Source organism: Pantoea sp. MBLJ3, from assembly GCF_000816655.1.
Taxonomy (GTDB): Bacteria; Pseudomonadota; Gammaproteobacteria; order Enterobacterales; family Enterobacteriaceae; genus Pantoea; species Pantoea eucalypti.
In genome coordinates, this window is the sequence record NZ_JSUT01000001.1 from 156,935 (window position 1) to 171,807 (window position 14,873).

The 14,873-nt window shown below is 55.6% G+C and carries 14 protein-coding genes; 10 read left to right on the top strand and 4 right to left on the bottom strand.

Going from position 1 to position 14,873, the window contains the following annotated elements:
- Window positions 1-84: 84 nt before the first annotated feature.
- The 9 genes from recF to NP77_RS00710 all read left to right on the top strand — a co-directional run bounded on the left by recF (window position 85) and on the right by NP77_RS00710 (window position 11,124).
- The gene (gene recF, locus NP77_RS00670; RefSeq protein WP_003849644.1) at window positions 85-1,170 is read left to right on the top strand and encodes a DNA replication/repair protein RecF; all 1,086 of its coding nucleotides are present in this window, start codon (window positions 85-87) and stop codon (window positions 1,168-1,170) included.
- Window positions 1,171-1,188: 18 nt separating this feature from the next.
- A complete protein-coding gene (gene gyrB / locus NP77_RS00675) occupies window positions 1,189-3,597 on the top strand; it encodes a DNA topoisomerase (ATP-hydrolyzing) subunit B (RefSeq protein WP_039658656.1) in 2,409 nt (802 codons plus the stop codon).
- 258 nt (window positions 3,598-3,855) lie between these two features.
- Window positions 3,856-4,665, top strand: a complete 810-nt coding sequence (gene yidA, locus NP77_RS00680; RefSeq protein ID WP_039658658.1) for a sugar-phosphatase — start codon at window positions 3,856-3,858, stop codon at window positions 4,663-4,665.
- Between the two features lie 212 nt (window positions 4,666-4,877).
- The gene (locus NP77_RS00685) at window positions 4,878-5,576 is read left to right on the top strand and encodes a FadR/GntR family transcriptional regulator (RefSeq protein ID WP_003849638.1); all 699 of its coding nucleotides are present in this window, start codon (window positions 4,878-4,880) and stop codon (window positions 5,574-5,576) included.
- On the top strand, window positions 5,573-6,454 hold the full coding sequence (locus NP77_RS00690; RefSeq protein ID WP_003849635.1) for a 2-dehydro-3-deoxygalactonokinase: 882 nt from the start codon (window positions 5,573-5,575) through the stop codon (window positions 6,452-6,454). Before NP77_RS00685 ends, NP77_RS00690 begins: the two co-directional genes overlap by 4 nt.
- Complete coding sequence (locus NP77_RS00695; RefSeq protein ID WP_003849633.1) at window positions 6,438-7,055, top strand: 2-dehydro-3-deoxy-6-phosphogalactonate aldolase; 618 nt, start codon at window positions 6,438-6,440, stop codon at window positions 7,053-7,055. The genes NP77_RS00690 and NP77_RS00695 overlap by 17 nt, the downstream gene beginning before the upstream one ends.
- Window positions 7,052-8,200 (top strand): galactonate dehydratase, encoded by a 1,149-nt coding sequence (gene dgoD, locus NP77_RS00700; RefSeq protein ID WP_003849631.1) that lies wholly within the window; start codon window positions 7,052-7,054, stop codon window positions 8,198-8,200. The genes NP77_RS00695 and dgoD overlap by 4 nt, the downstream gene beginning before the upstream one ends.
- A 236-nt stretch (window positions 8,201-8,436) precedes the next feature.
- Complete coding sequence (locus NP77_RS00705) at window positions 8,437-9,729, top strand: MFS transporter (protein ID WP_003849629.1); 1,293 nt, start codon at window positions 8,437-8,439, stop codon at window positions 9,727-9,729.
- Between the two features lie 126 nt (window positions 9,730-9,855).
- Window positions 9,856-11,124 (top strand): DUF3748 domain-containing protein, encoded by a 1,269-nt coding sequence (locus tag NP77_RS00710; protein ID WP_039658695.1) that lies wholly within the window; start codon window positions 9,856-9,858, stop codon window positions 11,122-11,124.
- On the opposite strand, the gene NP77_RS00715 is transcribed toward NP77_RS00710, so the two are convergent.
- On the bottom strand, window positions 11,090-11,458 hold the full coding sequence (locus NP77_RS00715; protein WP_283543753.1) for a YceK/YidQ family lipoprotein: 369 nt from the start codon (window positions 11,456-11,458) through the stop codon (window positions 11,090-11,092). The two genes, NP77_RS00710 and NP77_RS00715, sit on opposite strands and share 35 nt — an antisense overlap.
- A 287-nt stretch (window positions 11,459-11,745) precedes the next feature.
- Here NP77_RS00715 and ibpA point away from each other — a divergent pair, with 287 nt between their 5' ends.
- Complete coding sequence (ibpA, locus tag NP77_RS00720) at window positions 11,746-12,162, top strand: small heat shock chaperone IbpA (RefSeq protein WP_003849623.1); 417 nt, start codon at window positions 11,746-11,748, stop codon at window positions 12,160-12,162.
- Between the two features lie 431 nt (window positions 12,163-12,593).
- On the opposite strand, the gene NP77_RS00725 is transcribed toward ibpA, so the two are convergent.
- The 3 genes from NP77_RS00725 to NP77_RS00735 are packed head-to-tail and all read right to left on the bottom strand — an operon-like array spanning window position 12,594 to window position 14,870.
- Window positions 12,594-13,505, bottom strand: coding sequence for an O-acetylserine/cysteine exporter (locus NP77_RS00725; protein ID WP_003849621.1), 912 nt, complete (start codon window positions 13,503-13,505; stop codon window positions 12,594-12,596).
- A 21-nt stretch (window positions 13,506-13,526) separates the two neighbouring features.
- Complete coding sequence (locus NP77_RS00730; RefSeq protein WP_003849620.1) at window positions 13,527-14,027, bottom strand: YbaK/EbsC family protein; 501 nt, start codon at window positions 14,025-14,027, stop codon at window positions 13,527-13,529.
- Window positions 14,028-14,069: 42 nt separating this feature from the next.
- Window positions 14,070-14,870, bottom strand: coding sequence for a hypothetical protein (locus NP77_RS00735; RefSeq protein ID WP_039658661.1), 801 nt, complete (start codon window positions 14,868-14,870; stop codon window positions 14,070-14,072).
- Between the last annotated feature and the right edge of the window lie 3 nt (window positions 14,871-14,873).

Genomic DNA, 14,873 nt, shown 5'->3' on the forward strand with positions numbered 1-14,873 from the left:
TGGCGAGGCGCAACGTAGCGGCGACGCCGACGACCTTGATCGCCAGGTCCAAAAACTTTATTGCCCTTCACGCTGGATTGATTCATGGCTTTAACCCGCCTTCTTATCAAAGATTTTCGTAATATCGAGCAGGCCGACCTGCAACTGGCCCCCGGATTTAATTTCCTGGTGGGTGCCAATGGCAGTGGGAAAACCAGCGTTTTAGAGGCGATTCATACGCTGGGGCATGGTCGATCGTTTCGCAGTTTGCAGGCGGGTCGCGTCATTCGTCACGACGAGGCGGCGTTCGTGTTGCACGGGCGTCTGGAAAACGCAGAGCGGGAAATTTCTGTCGGGCTGACCAAAAACCGGGCCGGTGACAGCAAAGTGCGTATTGATGGCAGCGATGGTCATAAAGTCGCAGAGCTGGCGCAGCTGCTGCCGATGCAGTTAATCACGCCTGAAGGTTTTAGTCTGCTGAATGGCGGTCCCAAATACCGCCGGGCCTATGTCGACTGGGGCTGTTTCCATAACACGCCCGGCTTTTTCAACGCATGGAACAACATGCGTCGCCTGCTTAAACAGCGGAATGCGGCGCTTCGCCAGGTCTCACGTTACAGCCAGATTCGTCCCTGGGATCAGGAGCTGGTTCCGCTGGCTGAACAGATTAGCCAGTGGCGGGCGGAATACAGTGCGGCAATATCTGCAGAGATCACCGCCACCTGTAGCCAGTTTCTGCCAGAGTTTGAACTGCGCTTCTCCTTCCAGCGTGGCTGGGACAAAGAGAGTGATTACGGCGAACTGCTGGAACGTAACTTCGAGCGCGATCGTGCGCTGACTTATACCGCCAGCGGCCCCCATAAAGCCGATTTTCGTATTCGGGCTGAAGGGACGCCGGTGGAAGATTTACTCTCACGCGGGCAGTTAAAACTGCTGATGTGTGCATTGCGTCTGGCACAGGGCGAGTTCCTGACAAGCCAGAGCGGACGCCGCTGTATTTACCTCATTGATGACTTTGCTTCTGAGCTGGATGAGAGCCGACGACGCCTGCTGGCGGACCGGTTAAAAGCCACTCAGGCGCAGGTGTTTGTCAGCGCTATTTCTGCCGGGCATGTAATCGACATGACTGACGAAAAGGGCAAGATGTTCCGCGTGGAACAGGGTAAAATAGCGGTTCAACCTGAAGATTAAAATGAGCGAGAAACGTTGATGTCGAATTCTTATGACTCCTCAAGTATTAAAGTCCTGAAAGGACTTGATGCGGTACGCAAACGCCCGGGCATGTATATCGGCGATACCGATGACGGTACCGGTCTGCATCACATGGTATTCGAGGTCGTGGATAACGCAATCGACGAAGCGCTCGCTGGTCACTGTAGTGACATTGTGGTCACCATCCACGCGGATAACTCCGTTTCGGTGCAGGATGATGGACGCGGCATTCCAACCGGTATTCACGAAGAAGAGGGCATCTCTGCCGCTGAAGTGATCATGACCGTGCTGCATGCTGGCGGTAAGTTCGATGATAACTCCTATAAAGTCTCCGGCGGCCTGCATGGCGTGGGCGTCTCCGTGGTTAACGCCCTGTCGCAGAAGCTGGAGCTGACCATTCGTCGCGAAGGCAAAGTGCATCAGCAGGTTTACGTCCATGGCGTACCGCAGGCACCGCTGGCGGTAACGGGTGAAACCGACATTACCGGGACCCGCGTGCGTTTCTGGCCGAGCCACGAAACCTTTACCAACGTGCGCGATTTTGAGTATGACATTCTGGCGAAACGCCTGCGTGAACTCTCATTCCTCAACTCGGGCGTGTCTATTCGTCTGGAAGATAAGCGCGATGGCAAAAACGATCACTTCCATTACGAAGGCGGCATCCGGGCGTTTGTTGAGTACCTGAACAAAAACAAAACCCCTATTCACCCTACCGTGTTCTATTTCTCTACTGAGAAAGATGGCATCGGTGTGGAAGTGGCACTGCAGTGGAACGACGGTTTCCAGGAAAACATCTACTGCTTTACCAACAATATCCCGCAGCGTGACGGTGGTACACACCTCGCCGGTTTCCGTGCGGCGATGACCCGTACCCTGAATGCCTACATGGACAAAGAGGGTTACAGCAAGAAAGCCAAAGTCAGCGCCACCGGTGATGATGCCCGTGAAGGTTTGATCGCCGTAGTGTCGGTGAAAGTGCCGGATCCAAAATTCTCCTCGCAGACCAAAGATAAACTGGTCTCCTCCGAGGTGAAATCGGCGGTTGAGCAGCAGATGAATGAGCTGCTGGCAGAATACCTGCTGGAAAATCCATCAGACGCCAAAATCGTCGTCGGCAAAATCATCGACGCAGCCCGTGCCCGTGAAGCGGCCCGCCGCGCCCGTGAAATGACCCGCCGTAAAGGCGCGCTGGATCTGGCAGGTCTGCCAGGCAAACTGGCGGATTGCCAGGAGCGCGACCCGGCGTTGTCCGAAATCTACCTGGTGGAGGGTGACTCCGCAGGCGGCTCGGCTAAACAGGGCCGTAACCGTAAGAACCAGGCGATTCTGCCGCTGAAAGGTAAAATCCTTAACGTTGAGAAAGCGCGTTTCGACAAGATGCTTGCTTCCCAGGAAGTTGCCACGCTGATCACCGCGCTGGGCTGTGGTATTGGTCGCGATGAGTACAACCCGGACAAGCTGCGTTATCACAGCATCATCATCATGACCGATGCCGACGTCGATGGTTCCCACATCCGTACCCTGCTGCTGACCTTCTTCTATCGTCAGATGCCTGAAATCATTGAACGCGGCCATGTTTATATCGCCCAGCCGCCACTCTACAAAGTGAAGAAAGGTAAGCAGGAGCAGTACATCAAAGATGACGAGGCGATGGATCAATACCAGATCGCTATCGCGCTTGATGGTGCGACGCTGCACACCAATGCCAGCGCACCCGCGCTGGGCGGTGAGCCGCTGGAGACACTGGTCTCTGACTTCAACAGTACCCAGAAGATGATCAAGCGTATGGAACGCCGTTATCCGATGGCGATGCTGCGTGCGATGATTTATCACGACACGCTGAGCGATCTGAGCAACGAAGCAGAGGTCACCACCTGGCTGAACGGTCTGGTGAGCTATCTGACCGAACGCGAAGCGCACGGCAGCACCTATCTGGCACAGGTGCGTGAAAACCGCGAAACGAACCTGTTCGAGCCGGTGCTGCGCGTCCGTACCCACGGTGTGGATACCGACTATCCGCTGGACGCGGATTTCATTCAGGGGCCTGAGTATCGCAAAATCTGCGCGCTGGGTAGCCAGCTGCGTGGTCTGCTGGAAGAAGATGCTTACATTGAGCGTGGCGAACGTCGTCAGCCAGTGGCAAGTTTCGAACAGGCGATTGAGTGGCTGGTGAAAGAGTCGCGTCGCGGCCTCTCCGTCCAGCGCTACAAAGGTCTGGGTGAGATGAACCCGGATCAGCTGTGGGAAACCACCATGGATCCAGACAGCCGTCGTATGCTGCGCGTCACCATTAAAGATGCGATTGGCGCTGACCAGCTGTTCACTACGTTGATGGGCGATGCGGTGGAACCGCGTCGCGCCTTCATCGAAGAGAATGCGCTGAAAGCCGCCAATATCGATATCTAACCGGCAGCGGACGTAAAAGGCCATCACTCAGGTGATGGCCTTTTTTTTGTACCGTACGGGCGGAAATCCATCAGGCCGCACCCCTGCTGTTCGCCAGGCGAACCCGCAACTATCCGAAAAGCCGTGATTTAAATCCACCGCGATCTCCTTATCGCCTGCACCCAGCGGTTTGCTGCCCGTTCCTGCCTGCCATGAAGCTGGTCAATGTGCGCTGAATCGCGCTAGCATTGAATAAAACCCAGACGCTACGAGGATTGTATGGCTATTAAATTGATCGCTATCGACATGGATGGCACCCTGCTCAACCCGCAACATGAGATCACACCAGGGGTGAAATCTGCCCTGGATCGCGCCCGCCAGAAAGGTGTGTCGATTGTGCTGACCACCGGCCGGCCATTTGTGGGTATCCAGCGCTATCTGATGGAGCTGGATATGCAGACGCCCGGCCAGTATGCGATAAGCAACAACGGTGCGCTGGTTCATCAGGCCGAAGATGGTGAGTGCGTGGCGGAAGTGACGCTGACCTTTGACGACTACCTCTACATCGAGAATCTGGCACGTGAGCTTGGCGTGCATTTCCAGGCGTTCGACAAATCCCATCTCTACACACCCAATAAAGACATCAGTGAATACACCATCCATGAAGCGAGCCTGACCGGCATTCCGGTGCGCTATCGCGCCGTGGAAGAGATGGATCGCGCCATGCGCTTCCCGAAACTGATGATGATTGACCGCCCGGACCTGCTCGACGCGGCGATTGCCCGTCTGCCCGAACATGCTCACCAGACTTATACCATCCTGAAGAGCGCGCCTTACTACCTGGAAATTCTCGATTGTCGGGTGAATAAAGGCCAGGGCGTCAAAATGCTGGCTGACAAGCTCGGTCTTAAGCAGGAAGAGGTGATGGCGATTGGCGACCAGGAGAATGACCTGGCGATGATTGAATACGCCGGAACCGGCGTCGCAATGGGTAATGCCATTGATTCTGTTAAGAAAATCGCGCAGTTTATCACCAAAACCAATATGGAAGATGGTGTGGCGCATGCCATTGAAGAGTTAGTGCTTTAATTGCCTTTCCCGGATGGCGTCCTGCCATCCGCCTTTCCCATTGATTTAACGCCACCCACCTGCAAGGGCGGATTGTTGTTTTTGTGATCTTGATTGTAGTACAAGATTAATATCAAGTACTACAATATGTGCAGAGGTTAAGACAATCTGTAGGCCTGAAAAGCGGAAGGCAGTAATCTGATAGCTCATGCTTTCTCACTGAATGGATCATCATGACGCAACAGCACATCAGCAAAACGGAGCGTATCATCCTGACGCTGGGCGAGGAGATTGTCGCCGGCCACTTTGCGCCAGGCGCCGCACTTCCGGCGGAATCCGACCTCTGCGATCGCTTCTCTACTTCACGCAATATCATTCGCGAAGTCTTTCGGGCGCTAATGGCAAAAAGGCTGATTGAGGTGAAACGCTACCGGGGGGCATTCGTCACCGCCCGCAACCAGTGGAATTATCTCGACAGTGACGTGCTGCAATGGGCGCTGTCGCACGATCAGGATCCGCGTCTGATCGCTGCGATGAATGAAGTCCGTGTGCTGGTTGAACCGCAAATTGCCCGCTGGTCAGCCGAGCGCGCCACCTCCAACGATCTGGCGGCCATCGAACAGGCTTATAACGACATGGTGACACATCATGCCGATCGCGAACTGTTTAACGAGGCGGATATCCGCTATCACGAAGCGGTGCTGGCATCGGTGCACAACCCGGTGCTTCAGCAGCTTAACGTCGCGATCAGTCAGCTGCAAAAAGCGGTCTTCTCCCGCACCTATATGCCGGATCAGGAGAACATGCCGCGTACGCTGGCCGAGCATAAAGCATTATTTGACGCGATTCGCCATCAGAATGCTGATGCCGCCGGAGAGGCAGCGAAAGCGATGATCGCCAGTTCAACCGCACGACTCAAGGAGATTTTGTGAGCAGCTATATCGCCATCGACTGGGGATCCACCAACCTGCGTGCCTGGCACTACGATAAGGGTGAATGTGTCGACCAGCGTCGGTCTGAAGCGGGGGTGACGCGTCTGGCCGGACGTACTGCGGCTGAGGTATTTGACGATGTCACCGCTGGCTGGCCCGTTGACCGCGTACCGGTAATCATGGCGGGCATGGTGGGAAGTAACGCGGGCTGGCAACCGGTGCCCTATCTTGGCTGTCCGATGGCGCTGGACCAGCTTGCCAGCCACCTCACACACGTCGCGGATAAAGCGTGGATCGTGCCGGGACTGAGCATCGAACGAGACGACAACGATAACGTTATGCGCGGCGAAGAGACACAGCTGTTAGGTGCCACCACGCTGCACGCAGCATCGCTTTATGTCATGCCGGGCACCCATGCAAAATGGGTCGATGTTGAGGGATTGGAGGTGCGCGATTTCCGAACCGTGATGACCGGCGAACTGCATCATCTGCTGCTGAATCATTCTCTGATTGGAGCCGGCCTGCCGGAGCAGCAGGAGAACAACGTGGCGTTTCAGGAAGGTATTGAACGCGGTGCTCAGGATGCTTCGATCCTGTCGCGCCTATTTGAAGTGCGCGCGGCCCATGTTCTGGGCACACGCGATCGCCGCCACGTTAGTGAGTTTCTCTCCGGACTCCTGATTGGACATGAGGTTGCGCTGATGACGAAACAGAGCACAACAGACACCCGTCAGCCCCTTGTTATCATTGCCGGTGATGCACTGGCCTGTCGATATCAGCAGGCGTTGCAGTTCATCGGTCTGGAATCTGTCACCCTGGAGGGCGATCGAGCCTTTCAGCATGGAATAAGGAGTATCGCCAATGTCCTGGCAAACTAACTTACCGCTGATCGCCATTCTGCGTGGCATTACCCCGGCGGAAGCCGAGGCGCACGTTGGTGCGTTGATCGAGGCCGGATTTGACGCTATCGAGATCCCGCTAAACTCACCAGACTGGGCCACCAGCATTGCCGCCATGGTAAAAACCTTTGGTGACCAGGCTCTGGTTGGCGCAGGTACTGTGCTGACACCTGAGCAGGTTGACCAGCTGGCAGAGCTCAACAGCAAACTGGTGGTCACGCCCAATACCGATCCGGCGGTTATCCGTCAGGCCGTCTCTCACGGCATGACGGTCGCGGCAGGTTGTGCTACCGCCAGCGAAGCCTTTACCGCTTTACAGGCGGGTGCGCAGGCGCTGAAAATTTTCCCCTCTTCGGCATTTGGTCCCGGTTACATCAAAGCGCTGAAAGCGGTGCTGCCACCCGACATTCCGGTGTTTGCCGTGGGCGGTGTGACACCTGAAAACCTGCAGGAATTTCTGGCTGCGGGCTGCGTCGGCGCAGGATTAGGCAGCGATCTCTATCGCGCCGGTCAGCCGCTGTCACGCACGATAGAAAAGGCTCAGGCTTTTGTTACTGCATATAAGGACGCTGTACGATGAAAATTACCAGACTGACCACTTACCGCTTACCGCCGCGCTGGATGTTCCTGAAGATAGAAACCGATGAAGGCATCGTTGGCTGGGGCGAGCCGGTTATTGAAGGCCGGGCGCGAAGCGTGGAAGCCGCCGTTCATGAACTATCAGAGTACCTGATTGGCCAGGATCCCTCGCGCATCAATGATTTATGGCAGGTAATGTATCGCGGCGGCTTCTACCGGGGTGGCCCGATTCTGATGAGCGCCATTGCCGGTATCGATCAGGCTCTGTGGGACATCAAAGGCAAAGCACTGGGAGTACCGGTTTATCAGTTACTGGGCGGTCTGGTGCGTGACCGTATTAAAGCCTACAGCTGGGTAGGCGGCGATCGTCCGGCTGATGTGATTGAAGGCATCACAAAACTGCGGACCATCGGTTTTGACACTTTCAAGCTTAATGGCTGCGAAGAGATGGGCATTATCGACAGCGCACTGAAAGTAGATGCCGCAGTCAATACCGTGGCGCAAATCCGCGAAGCTTTTGGGAAAGAGATCGAATTTGGCCTGGATTTCCACGGGCGCGTCAGCGCACCAATGGCAAAAGTCCTGATCAAAGAGCTGGAACCCTATCGCCCACTCTTCATCGAAGAGCCGGTACTGGCTGAGCAGGCGGAATATTATCCGCGCCTTGCCGCACAGACTCACATTCCGATTGCCGCGGGCGAGCGCATGTTCTCACGCTTTGAGTTCAAGCGTGTGCTGGAAGCGGGCGGGCTGGCGATTCTGCAACCTGACCTCTCTCATGCAGGCGGCATTACCGAATGCTACAAAATTGCCGCAATGGCGGAATCCTATGATGTGGCCCTGGCCCCGCACTGCCCACTGGGCCCGATTGCACTGGCCGCCTGTCTGCACATCGACTTTGTGTCACGTAATGCGGTGTTCCAGGAGCAGAGCATGGGCATTCACTACAATCAGGGCGCAGAGCTGCTCGATTATGTACTGAATAAAGATGATTTTAAAATGGATGATGGCCATTTCTATCCCCTTAATAAACCAGGACTGGGTGTGGAAATTAATGAAGAGTTAGTGATAGCACGCAGTAAAAATGCGCCTGACTGGCGTAATCCATTATGGCGATCAGCAGATGGTTCGGTCGCAGAATGGTAATTTATCTGACGGAGTAAAATAAAAAAAATCTGTAAAGAATGTGCCGGTAAATAAGGCGCAGGGGTCAGCACATGCCTGCGTCAGCCGGAATATAAAAAAACTTATCTTCCGCCCCAGTGCGTCTTGCAGACGCCTGTGGTGTTCTGTGCGCCAGATTTGCCCAAAAAGTCAGTCTGGCGCCGGTCCGATACCCTACAAAGCACGTAATTTTCCTTACGTGAAGACGGAGAAGCACTATGGATCTCTCAGCAACACAGGAAAAACCGACTCGCCGCCGTTATTTAACCCTGGTAATGATCTTTATTACTGTGGTGATCTGTTATGTGGACCGCGCTAATTTAGCCGTGGCGTCTGCGCATATTCAGGAGGAATTTGGTATTACTAAAGCGCAAATGGGTTATGTCTTTTCTGCCTTTGCCTGGTTATATACGCTTTGCCAGATCCCCGGCGGTTGGTTTCTGGATCGGGTCGGTTCACGATTAACCTATTTTATTGCCATTTTCGGCTGGTCAGTGGCGACATTGCTGCAGGGCTTTGCCAGCGGATTACTCTCGCTGATCGGTCTGCGTGCCATTACCGGTATTTTTGAAGCCCCCGCTTTCCCGACCAATAACCGGCTGGTAACCAGCTGGTTCCCGGAGCAGGAGCGCGCCTCAGCCGTCGGCTTTTATACGTCGGGTCAGTTTGTCGGCCTTGCTTTTCTGACACCGCTGCTGATTTGGGTTCAGGAGCTACTCAGCTGGCACTGGGTCTTCATCATTACCGGCGCTGTCGGTATTGTCTGGTCATTCATCTGGATCAAAGTTTATCAGGCACCCAATAAAAGCAAAGGCATTAATCAGGCTGAGCTGAGCTATATCCGTGAAGGTGGTGCTATGGTGGAAGGCGATGCGCCGGTGGCCAAAAAAGATCGGATGCGTTTAACTGCCGCCGACTGGAAACTGGTGTTTCATCGCAAGCTGTGCGGCGTCTATCTCGGTCAGTTTGCCGTCACCTCCACTCTGTGGTTTTTCCTGACCTGGTTCCCTAACTATCTCACCCAGGAGAAGCACATTGCCGCGCTAACGGCAGGCTTTATGACCACGGTGCCCTTCCTGGCTGCCTTTGTTGGCGTCATCCTCTCTGGCATTGTGGCTGACCGTCTGGTACGCAGCGGCCGTTCGCTAGGGTTTGCCCGTAAAACGCCGATTATCTGTGGCCTGCTGATATCAACCTGCATCATGGGTGCCAACTACACTAATGATCCGGTGTGGATTATGGTGCTGATGGGGCTGGCGTTCTTTGGGAATGGATTTGCGTCGATCACCTGGTCACTGGTCTCTTCACTGGCACCGGTGCGCCTGATCGGGCTGACCGGTGGAGTGTTCAACTTTGTCGGTGGACTGGGCGGCATCACCGTGCCGTTGGTCGTGGGCTATCTGGCTCAGGATTACGGTTTTGCCCCGGCGCTGACCTATATTTCGGTTGTGGCCCTACTCGGTGCCCTCTCCTACATCCTGCTGGTCGGCGATGTGAAACGCGTCGGTTAATAGTCTGCTACGACTGTCATCTTCTCCGGGTCGTTCAGGCCCGGCTCCCTGCATCCGGCAAAAAAGCTGCACCGCAAAACAGAATCGCGTAATTTGTCGGGCAACGCTGTCTCCGTGGGTTTTATCATGTCAGAAAAACAGATCACCTTTGCTGCCCGTCAGCATCAGCTCACCAATATCAATATCTGGACTGCCGACAGTCAGTGGCTGGCGTTTGACGTCCGCCCCTCGGGCGCGTCGTTTACCAGCCAGACCATTGAGCGGGTCAATGTGATGACCGGAGAGGTAGAGGTGCTCTATCAGGCCCGACACGGAGCCCACGTCGGTGTCGTTACGGTCAGTCCCGACCTGCCGCCACGCTACGTCTGCATTCATGGCCCGGAACATCCTGATGCCAGCTGGCAGTATGATTTCCACCACCGGCGCGGTGTGATCGTTCAGAACGGCACGGCGGTGAATCTGGATGCCTGCGATATCACGCCGCCGTTCACCCCTGGCGCGTTGCGTGGCGGTTCACATGTTCATGTCTTTAGTCCTGATGGTTCACGCCTGAGTTTTACCTACAATGACCACGTGATGCATGAACTGGATAGCCGTCTGGATCTGCGCAACGTCGGCGTCGGCGTGCCGCTGTGTGCTGTCACGCCTGTAAAGCAGCATCCGCGTGAATATGACGGCACTTTTTTCTGCGTGCTGGTGAGCCAGACGCATGCGGAACCACAACCCGGCAGCGACCAGATCAATCGTGCCTATGAGGAGTGCTGGGTCGGTGAGCGCGGTTATCAGAAACCAGACGGCAGCTGGCAGCGCTGGGCTATCGCTTTTATTGGCGACACCGTGACGGCACAGAGCGAGAAACGGCCTGAAGTTTTTATTGTTGATCTGCCTGACGCGCTGGAGGATTACGCCCGCGCCGGAGAGAAGCCGCTTGAGGGCAGCAGCCAGCAGTTACCTGCACCACCGGCTGGCGTGCAGCAGCGTCGCCTGACGCACAGCCGCGGCGTGGCGCTGCAACCGCGCCACTGGCTGCGTGCTGCACCGGATGGCAGCCAGATCGCGTTTCTGATGGCAGATGCAGGAGAGGTGATCCAGCTCTGGATGGTGTCGCCCAACGGCGGCGAACCGCGTCAGATCACCCATCTCAGCCACAGCATTCAGTCCGCCTTTAGCTGGCATCCTGAGGGCCAGGCGATTGCCTTTATCTGTGATAACAGCGTGATGCGATGTGACATTGAGAGCGGCGCGTGTCAGCGGCTGACCGGCAGAACGGAAGAAGCACCGTCAGGTGACACGGTGGTCTGGTCACCGGACGGTACACAGATTGCTTATATGCGTGAGGTGAATGGCTGGCGGCAACTCTTTACGGTTGCGGCTGCGACCGCACAGGAGGCATAGGCTGCGCCTGTGCCAGGCTTTCGTTGGTATGCGCGAGTCTTTCGCTCTGCAGGATGCGTTCACGTGGGGAGTCGAGAGTTTTGTCCTGGTCGCTACGGTAGTAGTCCCACGGCAGCAGCAACGTATCCAGTACGGCAGAGAAAGGAAGATCGATTAACGCCAGCGGCTTCAGCGCCCAGCTGGTATCACCATCGGCCAGCATGTCAGCGCTGGCACGGGTGCCGGGATAGTAGCCCTGACTCGCACCGGTGTGAGACATCACGCTGGAACAGCCGGTTGTCACCATTGCGCAGCACACTATTCCAGCCAGAGGTAAGGTCTTTAATTTCATCATCATCATCCCTTCAGTCATGGCATAAGCCTGGCTGAGTTTGCTTGCCAGACAACGTCAACACTCTGGGGCGAAGTCCGTTCTGGTCTGGCAAAAGTAGTCCTGAGTGTATGTCATTTCCTCAGATTGGCGAAAAAAATTGCATTTTACCCTCTTGAAAATCCTCTTCTGACACCCATTTTTACTTTACGGACGCACTCACGGTTGCCGCAAGGGACAGTGAGGTGCCGTATCCAGCCTGTCCACTAGTGGAAGGTTGCCAAAACTTGCTGAACTTCAGGAGTCTTAATATGCGTAATTTTGATCTCACCCCACTTTATCGCTCTGCTATCGGTTTTGATCGCCTGTTTAACCTGCTCGAATCTAATCAGAATCAGAGCAATGGCGGCTATCCTCCTTATAACGTAGAACTGGTCGATGAAAATCACTATCGCATTACGATTGCGGTGGCCGGTTTTTCTCAGAGCGAACTGGATATTACAGCGCACGATAACGTGCTGATTGTGCGGGGAGCCCATCCTGAAGAGCAGGCCGAGCGTAAATACCTGTATCAGGGAATCGCCGAGCGCAACTTCGAGCGTAAATTCCAGCTCGCCGACCACATTGTGGTACGCGATGCTCGTCTCGAAAATGGTCTGCTGAGCATCGACCTTGAACGTCTGGTGCCGGAAGAGGCGAAACCACGCCGTATTGAGATTCTGAAGTAAGATTGAGATTCTGTATTAACTATGACAAACGCCGCTTATGCGGCGTTTTTTGTTTTTGATGTCAGTGGGAGCGCAGGCTCAGGGAGCATACGCAGCGTCAGCGGCGTTTCAGACTGCTGGCATACCCAAATCAGGGTGAATCTGGCCGCAACGAGTAAACTCAACGCGCAGGAAACACGGGCAGAAGAGGAAAGCGTCCCGTGCCATGGACAAAAACGTCGGGAGCGTTTTTGAACAACGCGAAGCGTTGGCCCGGCAACGGGCGCACCTCAGGGATGAGGTGCGTAATCGCGCGGGCCGAGCGTGCCATGGAGGGCGGTTTTTGCGTCTTTCCGATCTGACCGTGCTTCCTGCGCTTGCTCGGTCTCACAGCTAACCGGGTCAGATTTTATCAACAACCTCTAACGCCGTGGCAGCGGCGTTTTTTAACTTTACGGCTGCGTTCTCATCGCTAAACGCTGACCCAGCACGCCACCAAACACATTGACCAGCAACCCCAGAATAATCACTGCCGCGCCCAGCATCTGCTGCCCGGAGAGATGCTCATCCAGCACCAGTGCAGCGGTAACAATCCCCACGACCGGCACCAGCAGCGACAGCGGCGCGACGCGCCAGGTTTCATAGCGACTTAGCAGATTCCCCCAGATGGCATAGCCCACAATGGTGGCGACAAACGCCAGATAGAACAGCGCCAGCACGGTCTGCAGGCCGATATGCAGCAGGCTGTTAACGATGGCGGCCTCGCCATCAAACAGCAGAGAGCAGGCAAAGAAGGGAATGACCGGTACCAGTGCACTCCAGACCACCAGCGACATGATCGGCACACTGCGGTTCCGCATAATGATCTTATTAGTGATATTGCCCAGCCCCCATGACAGCGCCGCCGAGAGTGTCAGCATCATGGTGGTCAGCGTAATACCGGCGCTGGTCTGCCCTTCCATGCCTGCTGTTGCCAGCATAAACATCCCCAGCGTGGCGATGATAATCCCGACAATATGATTCCAGCGCAGCTTTTCCGCCAGCAGCAGCGCGCCCAGCAACAGGGTAAAGAAGGCCTGCGCCTGCAGCACCAGCGAGGCCAGACCGGCTGGCATACCAAGTTTGATCGCCAGGAACAGAAACGCGAACTGACCAAAACTGATGGTCATGCCGTAAACGACCAGCCAGCGCAGCGGGATCGGCGGGCGACGCACAAAGAAAATGGCGGGAAAGGCGACCAGAGAGAAACGCAGTCCGGCGAGCAAAAAGGGCGGCATGCCCTGCAGCCCCAGCTTAATCACCACAAAATTCACGCCCCACGCCACCACCACGCACAGCGCTAACAGCATATCTTTTACCGACATCAGAAACTCCTTGTGCCGCCGTCAGGCGGTGACCGCAATCGGGGTGGCGATATCAGCACAACACGCGTCCCCCACGATGCGAAAATAATCCTCTGCAGCCAGCGCGATCGACTTCTCCAGTTCGCCCGCGTTAAACCATAATGTGCCGACCTGTTGCAGCCGGGAATCCACCCGCAGCGCCAGCCGGTCATCAAAACTAAATGGCGGCACAGCGCCCATGACACAGTCGGTCAGTGCCTGTGCCAGCTCGGGCGCGGCGAAAGAGGATTTTTTGCCACCGATCGCGCGCGCCGCATTTTTAAAATTGATCCGGCAGTCGCCCGGCACAATGGCCAGCAGCTGTCGCGAGGGCGCACCATCCGGCATGCTCACCTCCAGCACCATCGCTTTGGCCGCCTGACCCAGTGCGTTGCCGCGTATCTGGCTGATCTGCTCGGTTTGCCCTACCGCCTCATGCTCCACCACACGGTAGCTGGCCTGATGCTGATCCAGCAGCGCAGTAATCTTTTCAAACGTCGTCATTCCCTTCTCCTTTTCTGGCACAACTTAATGGCACAACCTGGCTTAGCTCCAGGCGATAGCATGTTTCATCTTTTTATCGGTCAGCCCGAAAAAGAACCCCATCGTGATACGGGTATCGCCTTCGACCCGATCAATCTCATGATAAAAAGCGGGATTAAACAGATAGACATCGCCACTGCGCGGTGAAAATTCGCAGATCTCGCTGTGATCAATGACCCCACTGCGATAGCCCAGCTCACCTGCGGTTTTGAACTGCTCATCCTCCGGCGACCACTTTTTGTTGTAGATGCGCAGCGCACCACCCGCGCTGCACTCCTGCAGGCAGACCACGCAGCTGAGCTGATGCAATATTTGTGTCACAACCAGGGAGGTTCCTGCAGCATCGCGCACGATATTGTCGTTATGTAGCGGGTTCGCGACGCCATGAGCATGAAAGCGCACGATAGAACCGGCGTAGTCACCACAACCCGGTTCGTGGGCGATGTTTAAGCTCTCCAGCCGCAGCGCGTGCTGCACCCAGCGGTAAATCTGTTCGCGCAGTGTGTTGAGTGATGCCGGCAGCGCCGGCTGGATATCGCGCAGCTCAGTGAAATAGTTATCAGGTGCCGCCGTATGGCGTGCCAGATAGGGACCCAGCGTGGTCAGCGCGCCATTGGGATAGTGAGAGACACGGATCTTTTCCCGGCAGCTCTGCAGGTCAGTCACCACCGCTTGCCGCACGTCTGGCGTCAGAAAGTTACGCAGCACCAGTAGCGGCACCCGTGCAGTGACGATGTCATCCAGCCAGGTCGATTCCACAAACATGTTGGGATTAATCACGCGGAACTGATTGAAAATTGCCATGTT

Excerpts from the sequence above, each read along its gene's own strand:
- recF (WP_003849644.1), top strand. The coding sequence starts at position 85 with ATGGCTTTAACCCGCCTTCTTATCAAAGATTTTCGTAATATCGAGCAG.
- gyrB (WP_039658656.1), top strand. The coding sequence starts at position 1,189 with ATGTCGAATTCTTATGACTCCTCAAGTATTAAAGTCCTGAAAGGACTT.
- yidA (WP_039658658.1), top strand. The coding sequence starts at position 3,856 with ATGGCTATTAAATTGATCGCTATCGACATGGATGGCACCCTGCTCAAC.
- NP77_RS00685 (WP_003849638.1), top strand. The coding sequence starts at position 4,878 with ATGACGCAACAGCACATCAGCAAAACGGAGCGTATCATCCTGACGCTG.
- NP77_RS00695 (WP_003849633.1), top strand. The coding sequence starts at position 6,438 with ATGTCCTGGCAAACTAACTTACCGCTGATCGCCATTCTGCGTGGCATT.
- dgoD (WP_003849631.1), top strand. The coding sequence starts at position 7,052 with ATGAAAATTACCAGACTGACCACTTACCGCTTACCGCCGCGCTGGATG.
- NP77_RS00705 (WP_003849629.1), top strand. The coding sequence starts at position 8,437 with ATGGATCTCTCAGCAACACAGGAAAAACCGACTCGCCGCCGTTATTTA.
- NP77_RS00710 (WP_039658695.1), top strand. The coding sequence starts at position 9,856 with ATGTCAGAAAAACAGATCACCTTTGCTGCCCGTCAGCATCAGCTCACC.
- NP77_RS00715 (WP_283543753.1), bottom strand. The coding sequence starts at position 11,458 with ATGATGAAATTAAAGACCTTACCTCTGGCTGGAATAGTGTGCTGCGCA.
- ibpA (WP_003849623.1), top strand. The coding sequence starts at position 11,746 with ATGCGTAATTTTGATCTCACCCCACTTTATCGCTCTGCTATCGGTTTT.
- NP77_RS00725 (WP_003849621.1), bottom strand. The coding sequence starts at position 13,505 with ATGTCGGTAAAAGATATGCTGTTAGCGCTGTGCGTGGTGGTGGCGTGG.
- NP77_RS00730 (WP_003849620.1), bottom strand. The coding sequence starts at position 14,027 with ATGACGACGTTTGAAAAGATTACTGCGCTGCTGGATCAGCATCAGGCC.
- NP77_RS00735 (WP_039658661.1), bottom strand. The coding sequence starts at position 14,870 with ATGGCAATTTTCAATCAGTTCCGCGTGATTAATCCCAACATGTTTGTG.